16 protein-coding genes, 1 tRNA gene and 1 pseudogene are annotated in these 15,453 nt (G+C 43.5%); 1 reads left to right on the top strand and 17 read right to left on the bottom strand.

Translation table 11 applies throughout. From position 1 onward, the window contains the following. Positions 1-14: 14 nt before the first annotated feature. The 16 genes and pseudogenes from DIC78_RS05100 to queG all read right to left on the bottom strand — a co-directional run bounded on the left by DIC78_RS05100 (position 15) and on the right by queG (position 14,408). A complete protein-coding gene (locus DIC78_RS05100; protein WP_106021565.1) occupies positions 15-713 on the bottom strand; it encodes an ABC transporter ATP-binding protein in 699 nt (232 codons plus the stop codon). Beyond that, on the bottom strand, positions 710-1,081 hold the full coding sequence (locus DIC78_RS05105) for a GntR family transcriptional regulator (RefSeq protein WP_106022503.1): 372 nt from the start codon (positions 1,079-1,081) through the stop codon (positions 710-712). Before DIC78_RS05105 ends, DIC78_RS05100 begins: the two co-directional genes overlap by 4 nt. A 5-nt stretch (positions 1,082-1,086) precedes the next feature. Beyond that, positions 1,087-1,866 carry a hypothetical protein gene (locus DIC78_RS05110; RefSeq protein WP_024120694.1) on the bottom strand — a complete coding sequence of 260 codons (780 nt, stop codon included), beginning with the start codon at positions 1,864-1,866 and terminating at the stop codon, positions 1,087-1,089. 169 nt (positions 1,867-2,035) lie between these two features. Next, positions 2,036-2,410 carry a hypothetical protein gene (locus DIC78_RS05115; protein ID WP_106021568.1) on the bottom strand — a complete coding sequence of 125 codons (375 nt, stop codon included), beginning with the start codon at positions 2,408-2,410 and terminating at the stop codon, positions 2,036-2,038. A 12-nt stretch (positions 2,411-2,422) separates the two neighbouring features. Next, the gene (locus DIC78_RS05120) at positions 2,423-2,953 is read right to left on the bottom strand and encodes an NAD(P)H-dependent oxidoreductase (protein ID WP_003224063.1); all 531 of its coding nucleotides are present in this window, start codon (positions 2,951-2,953) and stop codon (positions 2,423-2,425) included. A gap of 22 nt (positions 2,954-2,975) precedes the next feature. After that, positions 2,976-4,580, bottom strand: coding sequence for an MFS transporter (locus tag DIC78_RS05125; protein ID WP_024120692.1), 1,605 nt, complete (start codon positions 4,578-4,580; stop codon positions 2,976-2,978). A gap of 40 nt (positions 4,581-4,620) precedes the next feature. Next, positions 4,621-5,287, bottom strand: a pseudogene (locus DIC78_RS05130) (biotin/lipoyl-containing protein). A gap of 35 nt (positions 5,288-5,322) precedes the next feature. Then, positions 5,323-5,787, bottom strand: coding sequence for a MarR family transcriptional regulator (locus DIC78_RS05135; RefSeq protein ID WP_106021570.1), 465 nt, complete (start codon positions 5,785-5,787; stop codon positions 5,323-5,325). Positions 5,788-5,946: 159 nt separating this feature from the next. Next, a complete protein-coding gene (yhbH, locus tag DIC78_RS05140; RefSeq protein WP_095713766.1) occupies positions 5,947-7,125 on the bottom strand; it encodes a sporulation protein YhbH in 1,179 nt (392 codons plus the stop codon). A gap of 178 nt (positions 7,126-7,303) precedes the next feature. Further along, positions 7,304-9,199 (bottom strand): serine/threonine protein kinase PrkA, encoded by a 1,896-nt coding sequence (gene prkA, locus DIC78_RS05145; protein ID WP_024120689.1) that lies wholly within the window; start codon positions 9,197-9,199, stop codon positions 7,304-7,306. A gap of 357 nt (positions 9,200-9,556) precedes the next feature. Then, complete coding sequence (locus tag DIC78_RS05150; RefSeq protein ID WP_024120687.1) at positions 9,557-10,264, bottom strand: polymer-forming cytoskeletal protein; 708 nt, start codon at positions 10,262-10,264, stop codon at positions 9,557-9,559. 10 nt (positions 10,265-10,274) lie between these two features. Further along, complete coding sequence (locus DIC78_RS05155) at positions 10,275-10,988, bottom strand: bactofilin family protein (RefSeq protein ID WP_059352592.1); 714 nt, start codon at positions 10,986-10,988, stop codon at positions 10,275-10,277. Further along, positions 10,979-11,620 (bottom strand): YhbD family protein, encoded by a 642-nt coding sequence (locus DIC78_RS05160; RefSeq protein ID WP_167492247.1) that lies wholly within the window; start codon positions 11,618-11,620, stop codon positions 10,979-10,981. Before DIC78_RS05160 ends, DIC78_RS05155 begins: the two co-directional genes overlap by 10 nt. 113 nt (positions 11,621-11,733) lie before the next feature. Next, positions 11,734-12,216, bottom strand: a complete 483-nt coding sequence (trmL, locus tag DIC78_RS05165; protein WP_081638260.1) for a tRNA (uridine(34)/cytosine(34)/5-carboxymethylaminomethyluridine(34)-2'-O)-methyltransferase TrmL — start codon at positions 12,214-12,216, stop codon at positions 11,734-11,736. A gap of 37 nt (positions 12,217-12,253) precedes the next feature. Then, on the bottom strand, positions 12,254-13,183 hold the full coding sequence (locus DIC78_RS05170) for an amidase domain-containing protein (protein ID WP_127695628.1): 930 nt from the start codon (positions 13,181-13,183) through the stop codon (positions 12,254-12,256). Between the two features lie 79 nt (positions 13,184-13,262). Next, a complete protein-coding gene (queG, locus tag DIC78_RS05175) occupies positions 13,263-14,408 on the bottom strand; it encodes a tRNA epoxyqueuosine(34) reductase QueG (protein WP_059293184.1) in 1,146 nt (381 codons plus the stop codon). Between the two features lie 83 nt (positions 14,409-14,491). Here queG and DIC78_RS05180 point away from each other — a divergent pair, with 83 nt between their 5' ends. Beyond that, positions 14,492-15,115 carry a hypothetical protein gene (locus DIC78_RS05180; RefSeq protein ID WP_024120682.1) on the top strand — a complete coding sequence of 208 codons (624 nt, stop codon included), beginning with the start codon at positions 14,492-14,494 and terminating at the stop codon, positions 15,113-15,115. Positions 15,116-15,205: 90 nt separating this feature from the next. Here the strand turns inward: DIC78_RS05180 and DIC78_RS05185 are convergent. Next, a tRNA-Gly gene (locus tag DIC78_RS05185) sits at positions 15,206-15,279 on the bottom strand. Positions 15,280-15,453: the final 174 nt, after the last annotated feature.

Consider the following 15,453-nt stretch of genomic DNA (forward strand, 5'->3'; position numbering starts at 1 on the left):
AATTCCTCCTCTTTCTAGTAAACTTCCATATTCGTTTTAAACCATTGCAGCACGGACATACCTTCCTGCTCGCGAATCTCTTCTACATCACGCTGTGCCATTTTTTCTCCGTCGGCGAGCACGATGACCTCGTCAAGCAGGATTTCAATTTCATCAATTTCGTGTGTCGCAATGACAACGATCTGCTGCTCAAAATCAATATAAGAAACGAGGCTGTTTACGATTGAATCCCTGACCATTGGATCAAGACCGGAAAAAGGCTCATCCAGCAGAATGACGGAAGCTTTTCTTGATAGTGCCAGCACGATTTTAAGACGGCCTCGATTCCCCTTAGAAAGCTGCTTTATCTTTTTTTCAGGCTTCAGCTGCATTTCCTCAAGCAGCTGATAGGCTTTTTCCATCTGAAAGTCAGGGAACTGTGATTCGTAAAAATCGAGCATATCTTTCACCGTAAATCCGGGATAAAACATGTCTAACTCTGTTAGATAAGCCGTCTGCTTGATCATGTCTCTTGTTACAGGCTGTTCACCCGCTTTTACTGAACCTGTAGTAGGAAACATCAATCCGGCCATTAATTTCAAGGTTGTCGATTTCCCGCTGCCATTCGAGCCCAAAAATCCGTAAATTTTTCCCGGATATAAAGTGAATGATATATTGTTTAGCGCCGTGTGGCCGCCGTATCTCTTAGACACATTGTCAAATACAATATTCATTCCTGTCCTCCTCCCGTGTATTTTTTAATGCCTGCCAGCATTTCTTTTTTTGTTAATCCCAGCTCTGCCATTTGATGAATAAAGCTTTCAAACACTTCACGGGTAAGCCTCTCTTTCAGTTCATCCACGAGTTCAGCTTTGTCAGCGATAAACGTCCCTTGCCCTCTTCTTGTCTCCACAATTCCCAGCCTTTCCATTTCACTGTAGGTTCTTTGAATCGTATTCGGATTTACTTTTGTTTGAATTGCCATTTCTCTGACAGACGGCAGCTTGTCTCCGGGAACAAGCTCCTGTCTGACCAGCCTATAAAAGATTTGATCAGCAATTTGCAAATAAATCGGTTTAGAGGATTGAAAGTCTTGTCTCATGTTCTCTACACCTCAACTTTTCGCTGCAGGAGCCTGGAAGCCAGAAAAAGAAATACAGCTGCCAAAACCAGCATGACTATAATAGACGGATAGGGAAGATGGAAGATGTTTAATTCCACGCTCCACCCTAAGGATCCCTTGTATGTAAAACCGACATCTCCATACGTTGTGAAATAATACAGTTTATCCAGCGGTGTCAGCCAAGGCATGATCAAATGGTCCTCTACATAAAACCACCCTATCCCCAGTAACATACAAATGAACCAGCGAAACCGCCTGATGAAGGAAGAACTCGATTTTAAAGAATGAAACACATTCCACAGCAGGATCACCGCACAGGAAAGATAAGCAGTAAATACCAGCCCATAAAGATTAAAGATCAGTATAGTGCCTGCAAGCGGAACTTGATCAGCAATGAGCGCTTTTGAGTCAAGGTACTGATAAAGAAAGACTCCATAAACTGAAATCAAAAACTGAAAAATAAATTGATAGACAAGACCGGTAGTCAGCTTCGAGAGTAAAAGCGCGGCTGCGCCGTTTGGATTATATAACCATAGCTGATTTTTCCCCTCTACACGAAGACTATTGTAGATCAGCAAAGGAGCTAAAAACACTTGAAAAATGGCAAGCATTACCCAGCATCCAAAAGCAGCTAAAGGTTCTTCAGTCAATCGTTCCAATAAAAAGCTTCCGGCAGCTAAAAGTATGACTGCACCGAGACATGCAAAAAACCGCATTTTTGACAGTCTCAGATCCTTTTTTACTAAACCCCAAAACGGTTTCATTGTTTTTCCTCCTAAAAACACTTATGAAGTGTATGACACAAATAGTACACTAGAACTTTCTGAAATACAACATATTCCATGGATTTATTTTAAAATAAACCAAGTTTTATGCATTTAAACAGCATAAAAAAAGCAAACCCGCCATGAGTAAACGGATTTGCCTTTGATATTATTTCTTTTTATTTTTCATGGAGAGCAGCGCATCACGATAACTGCTGTCCTGCATTTTGTCACTTTTTTCAGCGACCTCTTTGTCTTTCTGATCTTCCTCAGAATGCTTAAACTTTTGAAGCGCCTGCCTGTAGAAGTCATCCCCAATTGAGTCACTTTTCTCTTTTTCAGAGTCAGTTTTTACAACGGCTGGGACATGCTCAGCAGCCCGTGCTTCAGCAGGGTATTGTGCTTCGTTTTCTTCCTCTTCTGGAGGGGCGATTTTTTCAGCTGTTTCTCGCTTCTCGAGTCCAGCAGAGGCGTTGCGGACGTTATACGTGATAAGGCCCGCAATCACAATGACAGCAGCAATAATTGCTATAATAATGGCCATTTTAACCTCTCCTTACTGTCCGGCTGTTAAGTTTCCTGTGACTTGGCTGACGCGTCTTCCTAATGCGCGGCCCAGCTGGATACCTTCCTCAGACATTAACTCATCACTGTCTACCGGGCAAGTGACGCCCGCTCCGTAGTAAGAACCGTACAGCGCGTTTTCAGGCACATTGCCAGGCAGACCGACAACAATCATCCCTTGGTGGAACATTGGCGTGATTAAGTTGTGCATTGTCATTTCCAAGCCGCCGTGTGTTGTTGCCGTTGTGCAGAATACTGCGCCGACTTTGTTGATCAGCTCGCCTTCAGCCCATAAGTAGCCGAGTCTGTCGATCCAAGTTTTCAGACCTGCACTGATTGTTCCGAAATGCCCGGGGCATCCCCAAATAATCGCGTCCATGTCTTTAAGCTTGCGGATATCCGCCTGATCTACGTGGTCGATGAATACTTCAGCCGCGTCGTTTTCCCGAGCGCCTTCAGCAATCGCTTCTGCCAATACCTTTGTATGTTCGCCTTCACTGTCATACACTACATAAATTTTCATTCAGGAAACCTCCCTGTACAGTTTAAGATTCCTTAACTTCTTTTGGAGCCGGAAGCAATGAAAGCTCCTCTTTTTTCTTTTTCTCCGCACGCAATTTATCTTTTCTGACATCACGCAGGAAAAGACTGAGAATCACACCTGCCACACAGAATAATGTCGCCCACATAAAGGCGTCATTAATCCCCATGACGTTTGAATCGAGTGTCGCGTGTTTATAAATATGTGAGTAAACATACGTTTTCGCTGTTTCATAGGGCACATTCATATTCACCATTATATTCGAAACTGCATTTTGGAACGCATGGAGGAAGTTCGGGTCCGCCGTGCTTGTTTTATCTGCAATTTGTGAATAATGGAATGTCGTGCGGTTTGTATAAATCGTCGTAATTAAGCTTGTTCCAATTGATCCGCTGATTTGGCGGAGCGTGTTGCTCATCGCCGTTCCGTGACTGTTCAGACGGGCAGGAAGCTGGTTCATCCCGGCTGTCATGACAGGCATCATTAAGAGTGACATACCGAATGCGCGAATTGAGTATACAAGCATAATGTGTGTATACGGTGTATCGATGGTCAATTGCGTATATTGGAATGTTGTCACCACTGTCACGACCAGACCGATAATCGCAAGCGGTCTCGGGCCGAATTTATCAAACAAAATACCTGAAATCGGTGACATGATCAGCATCACGATCGCACCCGGAAGCAGAAGCAGACCGGATTGAAGCGCCGTAAATCCGACCAGGTTTTGCAGATAGATCGGTAACAGGAACATACCAGTGTAAAGTGCCACTGTAATAATGATATTAATAACACTTGAGAGTGAGAAAATGTCGTATTTAAACACTCTGAAATCAAGCATCGGATCATCATGGCGCAATTGCTGAACAACAAAAGCAATAATTGCAATGACGCCGATTATAACTGTAGACAGTACAACCGGGTCGGTCCAGCCGTCAGAACCCGCTTCACTGACTCCGTATAATAAGGATGCGAAACCGACAATTGAGAGGATCGCTCCAAGTGTGTCGAGTTTGATTTTTTGCGGCTCCACCAGATTCTTAAAGATGAAGAAAGCCACGATGATAACAATTGCGCCGATCGGCACAAGTCCGTAAAACATGATGCGCCATGTGTAATGCTCAATAATCCACCCAGAAAGAGTCGGGCCGACCGCTGGAGCAAACATCATCGCAAGTCCGAAAATCCCCATTCCTTTCCCCCTGCTTTCAGGCGGGAAGATTAACAGAATGGTTGTCATAACGAGCGGCTGCAAGATACCTCCGCCCACGGCCTGGATCAAACGGCCGATCAGCATTACAGAGAAGTTAGGTGCGATACCGCAGACTAACGTACCGAGCGTAAAACAGAACATGGCGACGAGAAAGAGACTCCGTTGGCCAAAACGTGTAATCAGGAAGGCAGATAACGGAATCAATACGCCGTTAACAAGCATGTAACCTGTTGTCAGCCACTGAATCGTCGTTGCACTTACGCCAAATTCAGTCATTAAGTGCGGCATTGCGACGTTAAGCAATGTTTGGTTTAGTATTGCCAAAAACAAACCCGCCATTAGCACAATCAGCAATGTCATAGGGCTTTTTGTATTTTTTTCTTTGCCTGTAGCCATCTAAGACAACCTCCTTTCATGGTTTGATGACTGATCTGTTTTACTCAGAAATCTTAACAGATGCATTCATACCTGGAAGCACCTTATCAGATGGGTTTTTGATTGAAATTTTAACAGGAACTTTTTGCGTTACTTTTGTGTAGTTTCCGCTTGAATTTGTAGATGGAAGCATATCAAAAGTTGAGTTCGTCGCATAGCCAATTTCTTCTACAGTACCGTCAAAAGTTGTATCAGGATCTCCGTCAACTACTACGTCTACACTATTTCCTACTTCAACATCCGCAATATCTGTTTCTTTAATATTTGCTGTGATGTACAGATTGTCCATGTCAATCGTTTGCGCAATTGTTGTACCAGCCTGTACGGTTTGTCCGTTTTTCACTTCGTTTTTCACAATTGTTCCATCCATGATGGATTTTACATCAACAGTTTGTTCACCTTTGATTTTTGCAACTGTGTCGCCTTTTTTCACTGTTTTTCCTTCTTCAAGATCCCAGTCGGATACTTTACCTGCTGCTGGAGCTGAGATAGCTGCCATATCGCCGGCTACTTTTGCTTCATCTGTTTTTACGTAGTTTGTGCTTTGATAATAGTAGTAAGCACCTCCGCCTATAATTGCAAGAACAACAATCAAACCGATAATGTTGGTCAGAATTAAACGTCCTCTGTTCATTTTGTTTTTCTCCTTTCGTTTCTTCCTCTATCATTTTGTGGAAAGCTGGTGAAAATATGTGGGAAGTTTTCAATTACCGCTTTTTTCTGCACAGCCTTCAGCGAGCTTAGATAAACTCCCGGCAAGCTTACGCAAATATTGAAGCTGAGACGTGTCAAGCTTCTGATACAGGCTCGCGCCCATTTTTGCGTATTGCACAGCGGCTTTCTGTAAAAGTTTTTCCCCCTCTTCGGTTAACTGAATCATGACGATACGGCGGTCATCCGGACTGTCATATCGATTCATCAATTGCCGGTTATATAGGATATCGGTCATCCGGGTCACAGAAGCAGGCTTAAGATCAAGAGACATGGCCAGCTTGCTGAGCGGCGTGCTTCCGCTTTGATGAATTTTAAACATCAGTAAATATTGAAGGACTGTAATATCAAAAGGCTCAAGCACAATCTCCAATATCTTCTTCTGTTTTTTATAGATAGCCCGAGACGTATCGAAGAGCTGTTCAAAAGTGAGCAAAGCACGTTCTGATTCAGTCAACTCCTTTTCACCTCATTCCTCAATAATAGTTCACAAGATAAAATATTAATAAATGAAAGAAGATTTGTCAAAGGAAAAATTCCTTTTTTCCTCTTATTTTTTTTGTAATCGCTTTCTTACTTTTTTTAAATAAAAAAAAGCCCTGAAATGGGCTATTCACTAGGATAATTGATGGCTGATGCCAGTTTCTTCATTTCTAAAAAAGTTCTTCAGCGCCTGAAAAACGTCTGACTTCTGCTTTAAAATATAGTATTTGAATTTCTCGTCTTTCACATTTTTATAAGCCGACATTAACGTCGAGTGTCTATTGTATTGATTGACCTCGCCATAACAGAATAAATTTGCTTTCTTCATAATATCATTCACCAATTTCACGCACCGGGCATTATCAGATGTGAGATTGTCGCCGTCGGAGAAATGAAAAGGGTAAATATTATAACGGGCGGGGCTGTATTTTTCATCGATCAGCTCAAGCGACTTTCGATATACGGAAGAACAGATTGTTCCGCCGCTTTCTCCCTTTGAAAAGAAATCTTCCTCAGACACAACTTTTGCTTCTGTATGATGGGCAATAAATTCAATTTCAACTGTTTCATATTTCGTCCGTAAAAAGCGGGTCATCCAGAAAAAGAAGCTTCTCGCCATGTACTTTTCCCACACGCCCATACTGCCGCTCGTATCCATCATTGCTAACACGACAGCTTTTGACTCAGGCTTCGTGACATCATTCCATGTTTTATATTTTAAGTCCTCCGGATAAATCGGATAGAAAGACGGCTTCCCTGTCATCGCGTTGCGTTTAAAAGCCGACATCATTGTTCTTTTCTTATCAATATTACCGGTTAACCCTGTTTTACGGATATCGTTAAACTCAATATCCGTGTGGATGATATTATCTCTTTCTTTTTGCTGAAGATTCGGAAGCTCTAATTCTTTGAAGAGCGCTTCTTCTAAATCCATTAGTGAAACTTCTGCTTCATAATAATCCTCGCCTGCCTGATCTCCGGCCCCCTGGCCTTTACCCGGCCCCTGCTTTTTGTCTGATCCGTCCCGGGCTACCACATCTCCAACCTGGCTGTCGCCGTCCCCTTGCCCTACATGTTTATTTTTATCGTAGTTATAGCGGATTTTATACTCATCCAGTGAGCGGATTGGAATTTTCACTACATCCTTGCCGTTAGACATAATAATGCTTTCCTCGGTTACGAGATCCGGGAGATTGTTTTTTATGGCTTCCTGTACTTTTTTTTGGTGGCGCTGCTGGTCATCGAAGCCTTTGCGATGGAGGGACCAGTTTTCCTCAGAAATCAAAAAATGGCCGCTGTCATTTTGGGACATGAATTCCCCTCCTTAACCATTTATGGTCGTGATACATACCTATTCCGGCTTGTGCCAGATTATGAAACAAGTCTTTCGAAAAGATTTATATTCATCATATGCGCATAAGTACAGTTAATTGACAAACTATTTAGAAAATGGTACAAAACAACCCGCCCTGTTCGGACGGGTCACTTGCTTATCGGTTCAGCAGGCTGCCGACGTATTTCAGCAGCTCATTGGCACTCGTCGAGTTGTAGCCGTGCTCATCAATTAAACGGGCCACGACTTCATTTACTTTCTTCAGCTGCTGCTCATCAGGCGTTTTCGTTGAGGTCGTAATTTTAACGACATCCTTCAAATCAGCAAACAATTTTTTCTGAATGGCTTCACGCAGTCTTTCGTGGGAATTGTAGTCAAACCGCTTTCCTTTTCTCGCATAAGCGGAGATGCGGATTAAGATTTCTTCGCGGAACGCTTTTTTCGCGTTTTCGGAAATGCCGATCTGTTCTTCGATCGATCTCATCAGCTTTTCGTCCGGATTCATTTCTTCCCCTGTCAAAGGATCACGCAGCTTATTTTTATTGCAATAAGCCTCTACGTTGTCGAGATAATTATCCATGAGCGTTTTGGCTGATTCTTCATATGAATACACAAACGCTTTTTGGACTTCCTTCTTCGCAATATCATCATATTCCTTACGTGCTGCGGAAATAAAATTCAAGTACCGCTCCCGATCCTCGTTTGAAATAGACGGATGCTGATCAAGTCCTTCTTTTAAAGAACGGAGAACATCAAGGGAATTGATCGACTCCATATTTTTTCTGATAATGGTTGAAGAAATGCGGTTGATCACGTAGCGCGGGTCAATTCCGCTCATCCCCTCATCATTATATTCTTTCTTCATGTCCTCAACGTCTACTGAATTAAAGCCTTCCACACTTTCTCCGTCATACAGTCTCATTTTCTTCACCAGATCAATATCAGACCGCTTCGGCTCTTTTAATCTCGTAAGGATTGAAAACATCGCGGCGACCTTAAGGGTGTGAGGAGCAATATGAACATCCGATACATCACTTTCTGCGATCATTTTTTCATAAATTCTTTCTTCCTCAGACACTTTTAAGTTATAAGGAACAGGCATCACAATAATTCTGGAGTGCAGGGCTTCGTTTTTCTTATTAGAAATAAATGAGCGATACTCCGTTTCATTCGTGTGAGCTACGATCAGCTCATCAGCAGAAATTAACGCAAATCGCCCGGCTTTAAAATTCCCTTCCTGTGTCAGTGAGAGCAAATGCCAGAGAAACTTCTCATCACATTTCAGCATCTCCTGAAACTCCATCATGCCTCGGTTCGCCTTGTTCAACTCTCCGTCAAACCGGTAGGCGCGCGGATCAGATTCAGAACCGTACTCGGCAATGGTTGAAAAATCAATACTTCCCGTCAAATCGGCAATATCCTGAGATTTCGGGTCAGACGGGCTGAAGGTGCCGATTCCCGTACGCTTATCCTCAGAAAAGAAGATCCGCTCCACCCTCACATCTTCAATACGCCCTCCGTACTCTTCCTCCAGCCTCATCACATTTAATGGTGAAAGACTTCCTTCTATTCTAATGCCGTATTCTCTGTAAAAATCCTCCCGCAAATGATGAGGGATTAAATGAAGGGGGTCCTCGTGCATCGGGCAGCCTTTAATCGCGTATACAGCACCATTATCCGTCAGCGTGTACGCTTCAAGACCTTTTTTGAGCATCGTGACCAGCGTTGATTTACCGCCGCTCACAGGGCCCATTAAAAGCAAAATCCGCTTTCTGACATCAAGCCTTTTCGCAGCCGGATGAAAATATTCTTCCACAAGGCGCTCGAGGGATTCTTCAAGCCCGAACAGCTCGCGGTCAAAAAAGCTGTACTTCTTCCGTCCGTCAATCTCCTCTATCCCGCTGTCTTTTATCATATTAAAAACACGAGAATGAGCAGATTGCGCGACCATTGGATTTTCTTTAATAATCTCCAAATAATCAGCGAATGTTCCTTCCCATTTCAGACGCTGCTCTTCCTCTCTGTACTTTTCAATTTTCTTTAATATATCCATAAGGACCTCCTCTATCATGTTTGATGCGCTGTGCAAAAAAAGGTACTTTGATACAATCTATGCCGTCAGCTCGTGATACATGCTTTGGTTTCTTAAAAATAAAGATACCTTATACAGCGTTGACAAGGCAGACTGCGTGCGTTCATAATAAAGAAAATACAGAATCATCCAGACTCGGACAGCAGGAAAAATTGAAGAGGGGGAGAGACGGTGAAAACAATCATCATGATGGGAGTCATTGTCACTTTTTTAGTATCAATTTTTACCGCAGGGTACGATAGCAAGCCGGGAAAAGAATAAAAAGAAAAGGGTGCTCCCTCCTGAGAGCACCCTTTTTCTTTGTAACAGAACAATGTTTTACAACTTAATTCTTTTCATCATTTTTGAATGCTGATCGCATTCGCATTTGTTTTCAAACTCAACTGTGCCGATTTTACAGCCGGGCCCGATAACGACTTCTTTCCCTCTGACAACCGCCGCCTCGGTATTTTCCAAATAGATTTTATCTCCTTCAATCAGCTCCGCAGTTAGTTTCGCTTTTTTTCGCGTAAAAAAGCGCGCACGTTTTTTTACAGTAATGGACGTTCCGCCTATTTCCCGAACCCGGCTGGCATCATGGCTCAATCCGATATCAATCTCGCCTGCATTCAACAAACCTGTTACGTCCACACAGCCAGTGATATGAAACGATTCGATTTCACAATCGCCTTTCACGCTGAGCTTTCCTTTTGCTTCACACGAATCCCCTGCCATATTGCCGCCGATCTCAGTCAGACCCTTCAGCTTCAATCGGCCAACATGAAGAGCGCCTCTGACTTGCATCGTCCCATATATGCTGATTTTGTCCGCAGTCAAATCACCTTCAAACTCGCTTTCTCCGAATACTTTCAGCCGTTCAGTCTCCGCGTTCCCGAGAAAACGGCCTGTGCCGTATATGCGGCAGCCTGCAGCAGACAGTCCTTCTCCAACCGTACCTTCACCTTTGATGCTGACATGGTGATAGGCACCTCCCGCAGCGTGTCCGGCACCATATAATTTTAAATTCCCTAATTTTACTGTTTCCATATGATCCTCCTTACATTCTTGTGTACGTGCCTACCGAAGCGTTCGGATCACAAGTATAATCACCGCTGTATTCCACGGTCTCAATCCGGCAGTTCGGACCGATTTTCACTGTGTTTCCCCGCACAGTCTTGGCGTTCGTATTTGTCAGCTCAATCACGTCCCCCTCGATCAGTTCAGCCGTTAACACAGGGGTCGGCATCAGCTTCAGCAATGTCAGCATCCCTTTTCTGCCCGTCACTTGAAGATGGCGGCAGCCGATTTCCCGCACATAACTCTCTCCGGAAGAAAGCTTTATATTCACCTGATCAGCATTTAAAAGACCGCTGACTTTGCATTTCCCTTCGGTCTGAAATGTTTCCGTTTCACAATCAGCTTCCATGACCGCCTTTCCGGTGATCACAATGTCATCAGCCTTGACTGTTCCGCCAAATGTTGACGATCCCGCAACCTTCAATTGTTTAGCGGCGGTATCACCTTGAATAAAGCCTGTTCCATTCATGCGGATGGATTCTGCTTCAACATCCCCATGAATTTTCCCTGAACCGCTGATGGTTACTGTTTTTGCCTTGACGCTCCCATCCGCTTTACCGGTCCCGTTAAATGAAAAAGAGTCACACTCCACGTCTCCGGCCACGGTTCCGCTGCCATTAATCTCAACTGATTGAAATTTTCCGCCCTTTGAACTCCCCGTACCGTTTATCACCAGATTATCCATTATTTCCATTGATGGCCCTCCTGCATATATTTTGTCTTTAGTTCCTCTGAAGCATTTGCTAAATCCACTCTATCGACAATCTTGACGGACGACTCAAAAAGGATGCTGTCTGCGGCAGCCGCTATAAAACAAGTCGTTACACCCAGCTTGCGTAAAATGATCAGTTCCGTCTGCTTCTTGATCTCCGCTGTATCATACTTCCTCAATACCTCAGCAGCCATTTTCACTTCTTCCAAGCTGACATTTCCGGATTGTAAAAGCCCTTCAAGCACATACAGCGACAACAGCTCCCGAGAAGAAAACACCGTGTCTGCTCCACCTTCTGAAAAGACATGCAGAGCCGGCTTTGATATCAAACCTTTCGTCAGCAATTCATCAGCTGTCATGTTCACATCCTTCATTTTCGGTGACAGCATCTCCCGCATCTCATCCAAAGACAAATTTTCTTTCATCTTTTGAATGATTGAAATGCGCTTTAAAATATCCTCTCTAGGAAAAAACGTCTCTTGCCCTGTAAATGTGGATTTACGTATAAACCACTCCTCAGGGATTAAATTTTTTCGTTTCCATCGATACAGCTGACCGTATGAGATGGATGTTTCTTCAAGCAATTCTTTTTTAGAGATTAATTGATCTTCCATAAGTCCAGCTCCTTTGATGGATACATTGTAACATAACACTGTTACGTTGTTAAGCCCAGAATAAAGTTCCATAACACAAAAAAACCCGCCCATACACATGAGCGGGTTTTTCACTATTTTAAATCTCGGTAATTTTGCTGACGCAGCGCCTCATACACAAGAATCGCTGCGGTATTGGACAGATTTAGCGATCTGACATGCTCTGTCATCGGAAGACGCAGGCATCGGTCCATATTATTTTGAATTAATTCCTTTGGCAAGCCGCTTGTTTCTCTTCCGAATACAAAGAAATAATCCTCGTCAATATCCGTGTAGTCAAAAGATGTATGCGGCTTTTGGCCGAATTTCGTGATGAAGAAAAACTGCCCTTTTTTATATGCCTCAAACAATTCTTCTAACGAGTCATGATACACTACGTTTACAAACTCCCAATAATCAAGTCCGGCGCGCTTCAGCATTTTATCATCTGTTGAAAAGCCGAGCGGACGAATCAGGTGGAGCGTTGTATCTGTTGCTGCGCAAGTACGTGCGATATTCCCTGTATTAGCAGGAATTTCTGGTTGATATAAAACGACATGTAATGCCACTGTGTTCACCTCTATTTTTCTTATCCGCCCATCATTATATCATTAATTACTCTTTTGTCGTATCATCAACGATATGAAAAAAGGCATATCGGATAGACGGTGTGTATGCAGTTGAATCCTCGTATGACCAATACCTCATCCGGCTGTCATAGGACTGGGCGTTGACAAGCGGCATATTGCCTTTGTCCTTCGCCACCACAATCGTTGTATGATTAAACCGGCCATCTCCCTCAAAATCATAGCAAATCACATCACCCGGCACCAGCTCTTCCGCTGATTTCACCCGAACCGCTCGAAGGCCGGCCTTGGAATTCGTCAAATACATTTTCATCGAGTGCGCCACCGTCCAGCTATAGCTCCAAGAGCTTTGTTTCATCCACCAGCCAGATCCTCTGTTCGGGTGACCGCGCATTGGCGCTCCTCCTGCATGAAGACACTGAGAAATAAAATTCGTGCAATTATCGCTGAAATTCTTATAAGCCGGATTACGCTTGTTCCAATATTTTTCTGCATATTGTACCGCTCCGAGCCGGTCATATTGAAAAGCTCGGCCAAACGCTTCCCTTTCTTCCTGTGAATAGTCAATAATGCTTTGGCCTTCACTAAACCCCGCCGGTTTTTTTATCACTTCCTGATCCTTAATCAGAATTTGATCATAAACAAAAGCGACTCTTTCTTCTATCTGCTCTTCCATATACAGACTGCCATCCTGCTCCTTGTATAGATATTCGAAGTGTATGATATACCTGATGCAGGCGGTTCCGTCATCCTCAACCTGCACATAGTCTATGACAGCTTTTGCTTTCGCTTTTATCATCTCAATCTTACGTTTTTCCAGAAGCTTTTTCTTTCGTTCCATGACTTCCAGGTCTCCGACTTGAGGCTCCTGTCTCAGATCATGCCCGTTGACCAGATAGCTGAGACGCTCCTCCGCTAGTTGTTCTAATATGTGCTTCAAGCTCACCCCACCCGACATACTTTTTTATAGAGAAAAAACACTTGGCTGCATCTCAAGTGTTTTTTCCTTCTGCTCTATACGTATGTCAGGACAAGACTTATTTAGTCATGCCGGCTTTTAGCAATTCAATTCCTTTTTCAATTTCCTGCTTTGCCTCTTCATCATTTTCTTTTTCCAGTGCTTTTTCAAGCTCCTCCGCGTATGTGTTGTCTCCGATTTTCCCGATAGCCCAGGCAGCCGTTCCCCTGATGACCGGGCGCGGATCTTTATGCATAAGCTCCGTCAGTTCAGGCAGTGCGGAGGTGTCTTTAAAGTGGGCAAGCGCCAGAATCGCGTTCCGCTGAATCGGTTTTTTTCCGCGCCACGAGCCTGAAACATGTCCGAATTTCTCTTTAAATTCACGGTTGCTGATGGTTAAAAGCGGCTTCAGCAACGGTTTTGCAATCTCGGGGTCCGGTTCCATTTCAGGATGCAGATGAAAATCCTTCCCTTTATTGATTGGACATACCGTTTGGCACGTATCGCATCCATACAGTCGGTTTCCGATTTTCGTGCGGAATTCATCCGGCAAAAATCCTTTTGTCTGGGTCAGAAAAGATATACAGCGCTGAGCGTTAAGCTGCCCAGGGTTCACAAGCGCTCCCGTCGGGCAAGCATCTAAACATTTGGTGCATGATCCGCACATATCCTCAATCGGCACATCCGGCTCGAAAGGTATATTTGTAATCATTTCCGCCAAATACACATAAGACCCGTACTCTGGCGTTGTAATCATACAATTTTTGGCGCTGAACCCAATTCCGGCCCGTTCCGCCACTGCCCGATCAGACAATTCACCCGTATCGACCATTGATTTTGTCCTGATATCCTCATGCTTGCTTCTCAGGAAATCCTCCAGAAGATCGAGCTTTTCCCGCAGGACGTCATGATAGTCCTTTCCCCAGGAGGCTCTGCAAAAAATGCCTCTGCGCTCAGTTCGCGTGCTTCTTGGCGCATCCTTCATTCTCGAAGGATAAGCAAGTGCAATCGCCACGATTGATTTCGCTTTCGGCAAAAGCAGCGTCGGCGTCACTCTTTTTTCAATATCAGGCTCTTCAAAACCGGAAAGATATCCGAGTGACTCCTGAAGAATCAAACGGTCTTTTAAACTGTCAAATGTATCAGCGGTCGTAAAACCGATCTTGTCCACGCCAATGCTTTTCGCGTATTCAATTAATTCTTCTTTCAGCTGATAAACGTTCATGGTTTGCACAGCCTCCTTTCTTTGTGATAAAACAATAAGCCGTTGTATAATAGGTTGATATCCCGTAATTGGAGTGAATGCATGTGAATATCAAACTTGATCCTGTTATTACTGAACGAGCGGCAGGAATAAATGCAGCCGCTGTGATATATGAAAATATTGAAGTCGGATCCTCTCCGCAAATGCTGAAAGGCAGACTTCGTTTATTTCAAGAGTCCCTGTTTTTTGACTATGCGGACGGCGGAATTTCCAGCCAGCCTTACGTCAAAGAATGGCAGACAATCTTTAAGCAGCTTGACCCTTCATTCGAGGGAGAAAAAACGCCGATGGAGCAAATGCTGATCCCGATATCCAAAGAACAATTCATGGAAAGCGAGGATTCAGCCCATGATACCATACATTTTTTCGCGTTAAAATATTCTCTCCCCATTATGATCTATGATGCCGGCAAGCTCCAGGAGCCAGTCCGGATTTCAGTAGGAGAAAAAGATAACATACTGATTTATTCTGATGAAGACGGGGTATTCGGCGATTTCAAAAACAAAGTCAATCAAAAACCCGTCACCGCAGATACAAAAAGCATGCTGCAAATCATCTTTTTCCCGCCATCGATTAAAAAAGAAAACGCCGTTAACCTATTAACATCATTAACGAAAATGTTTGAACAAATTCACGGCGGCGGCCATACAGTACATTGGCTTACGTAAAAGAACACGAGATTCGTGTTCTTTTTCACATAAAAAAACGCAATACTTCGTTTATCTGAGAAACGAAACACTGCGTTAATAACGTATGTATGGAGCGGGTGATGAGAATCGAACTCACGACATCAGCTTGGAAGGCTGAGGTTTTACCACTAAACTACACCCGCATTTGTTATTGGCGGTGTCAGCACCGCTTTGACTTTTATTATGTTACACGTTTATTAATTTTTCGTCAAGAGAATATAAAAAATTTGTCGAAAGAAATTTTTATTTTTGTAATATTGTTAAGTTACATTTACATAATGTTAAATAAACTATACAATGGAAGAAAGTGAGAATGT

The sequence above is a fragment of the Bacillus halotolerans genome (assembly GCF_004006435.1).
Taxonomy (GTDB): domain Bacteria; phylum Bacillota; class Bacilli; order Bacillales; family Bacillaceae; genus Bacillus; species Bacillus halotolerans.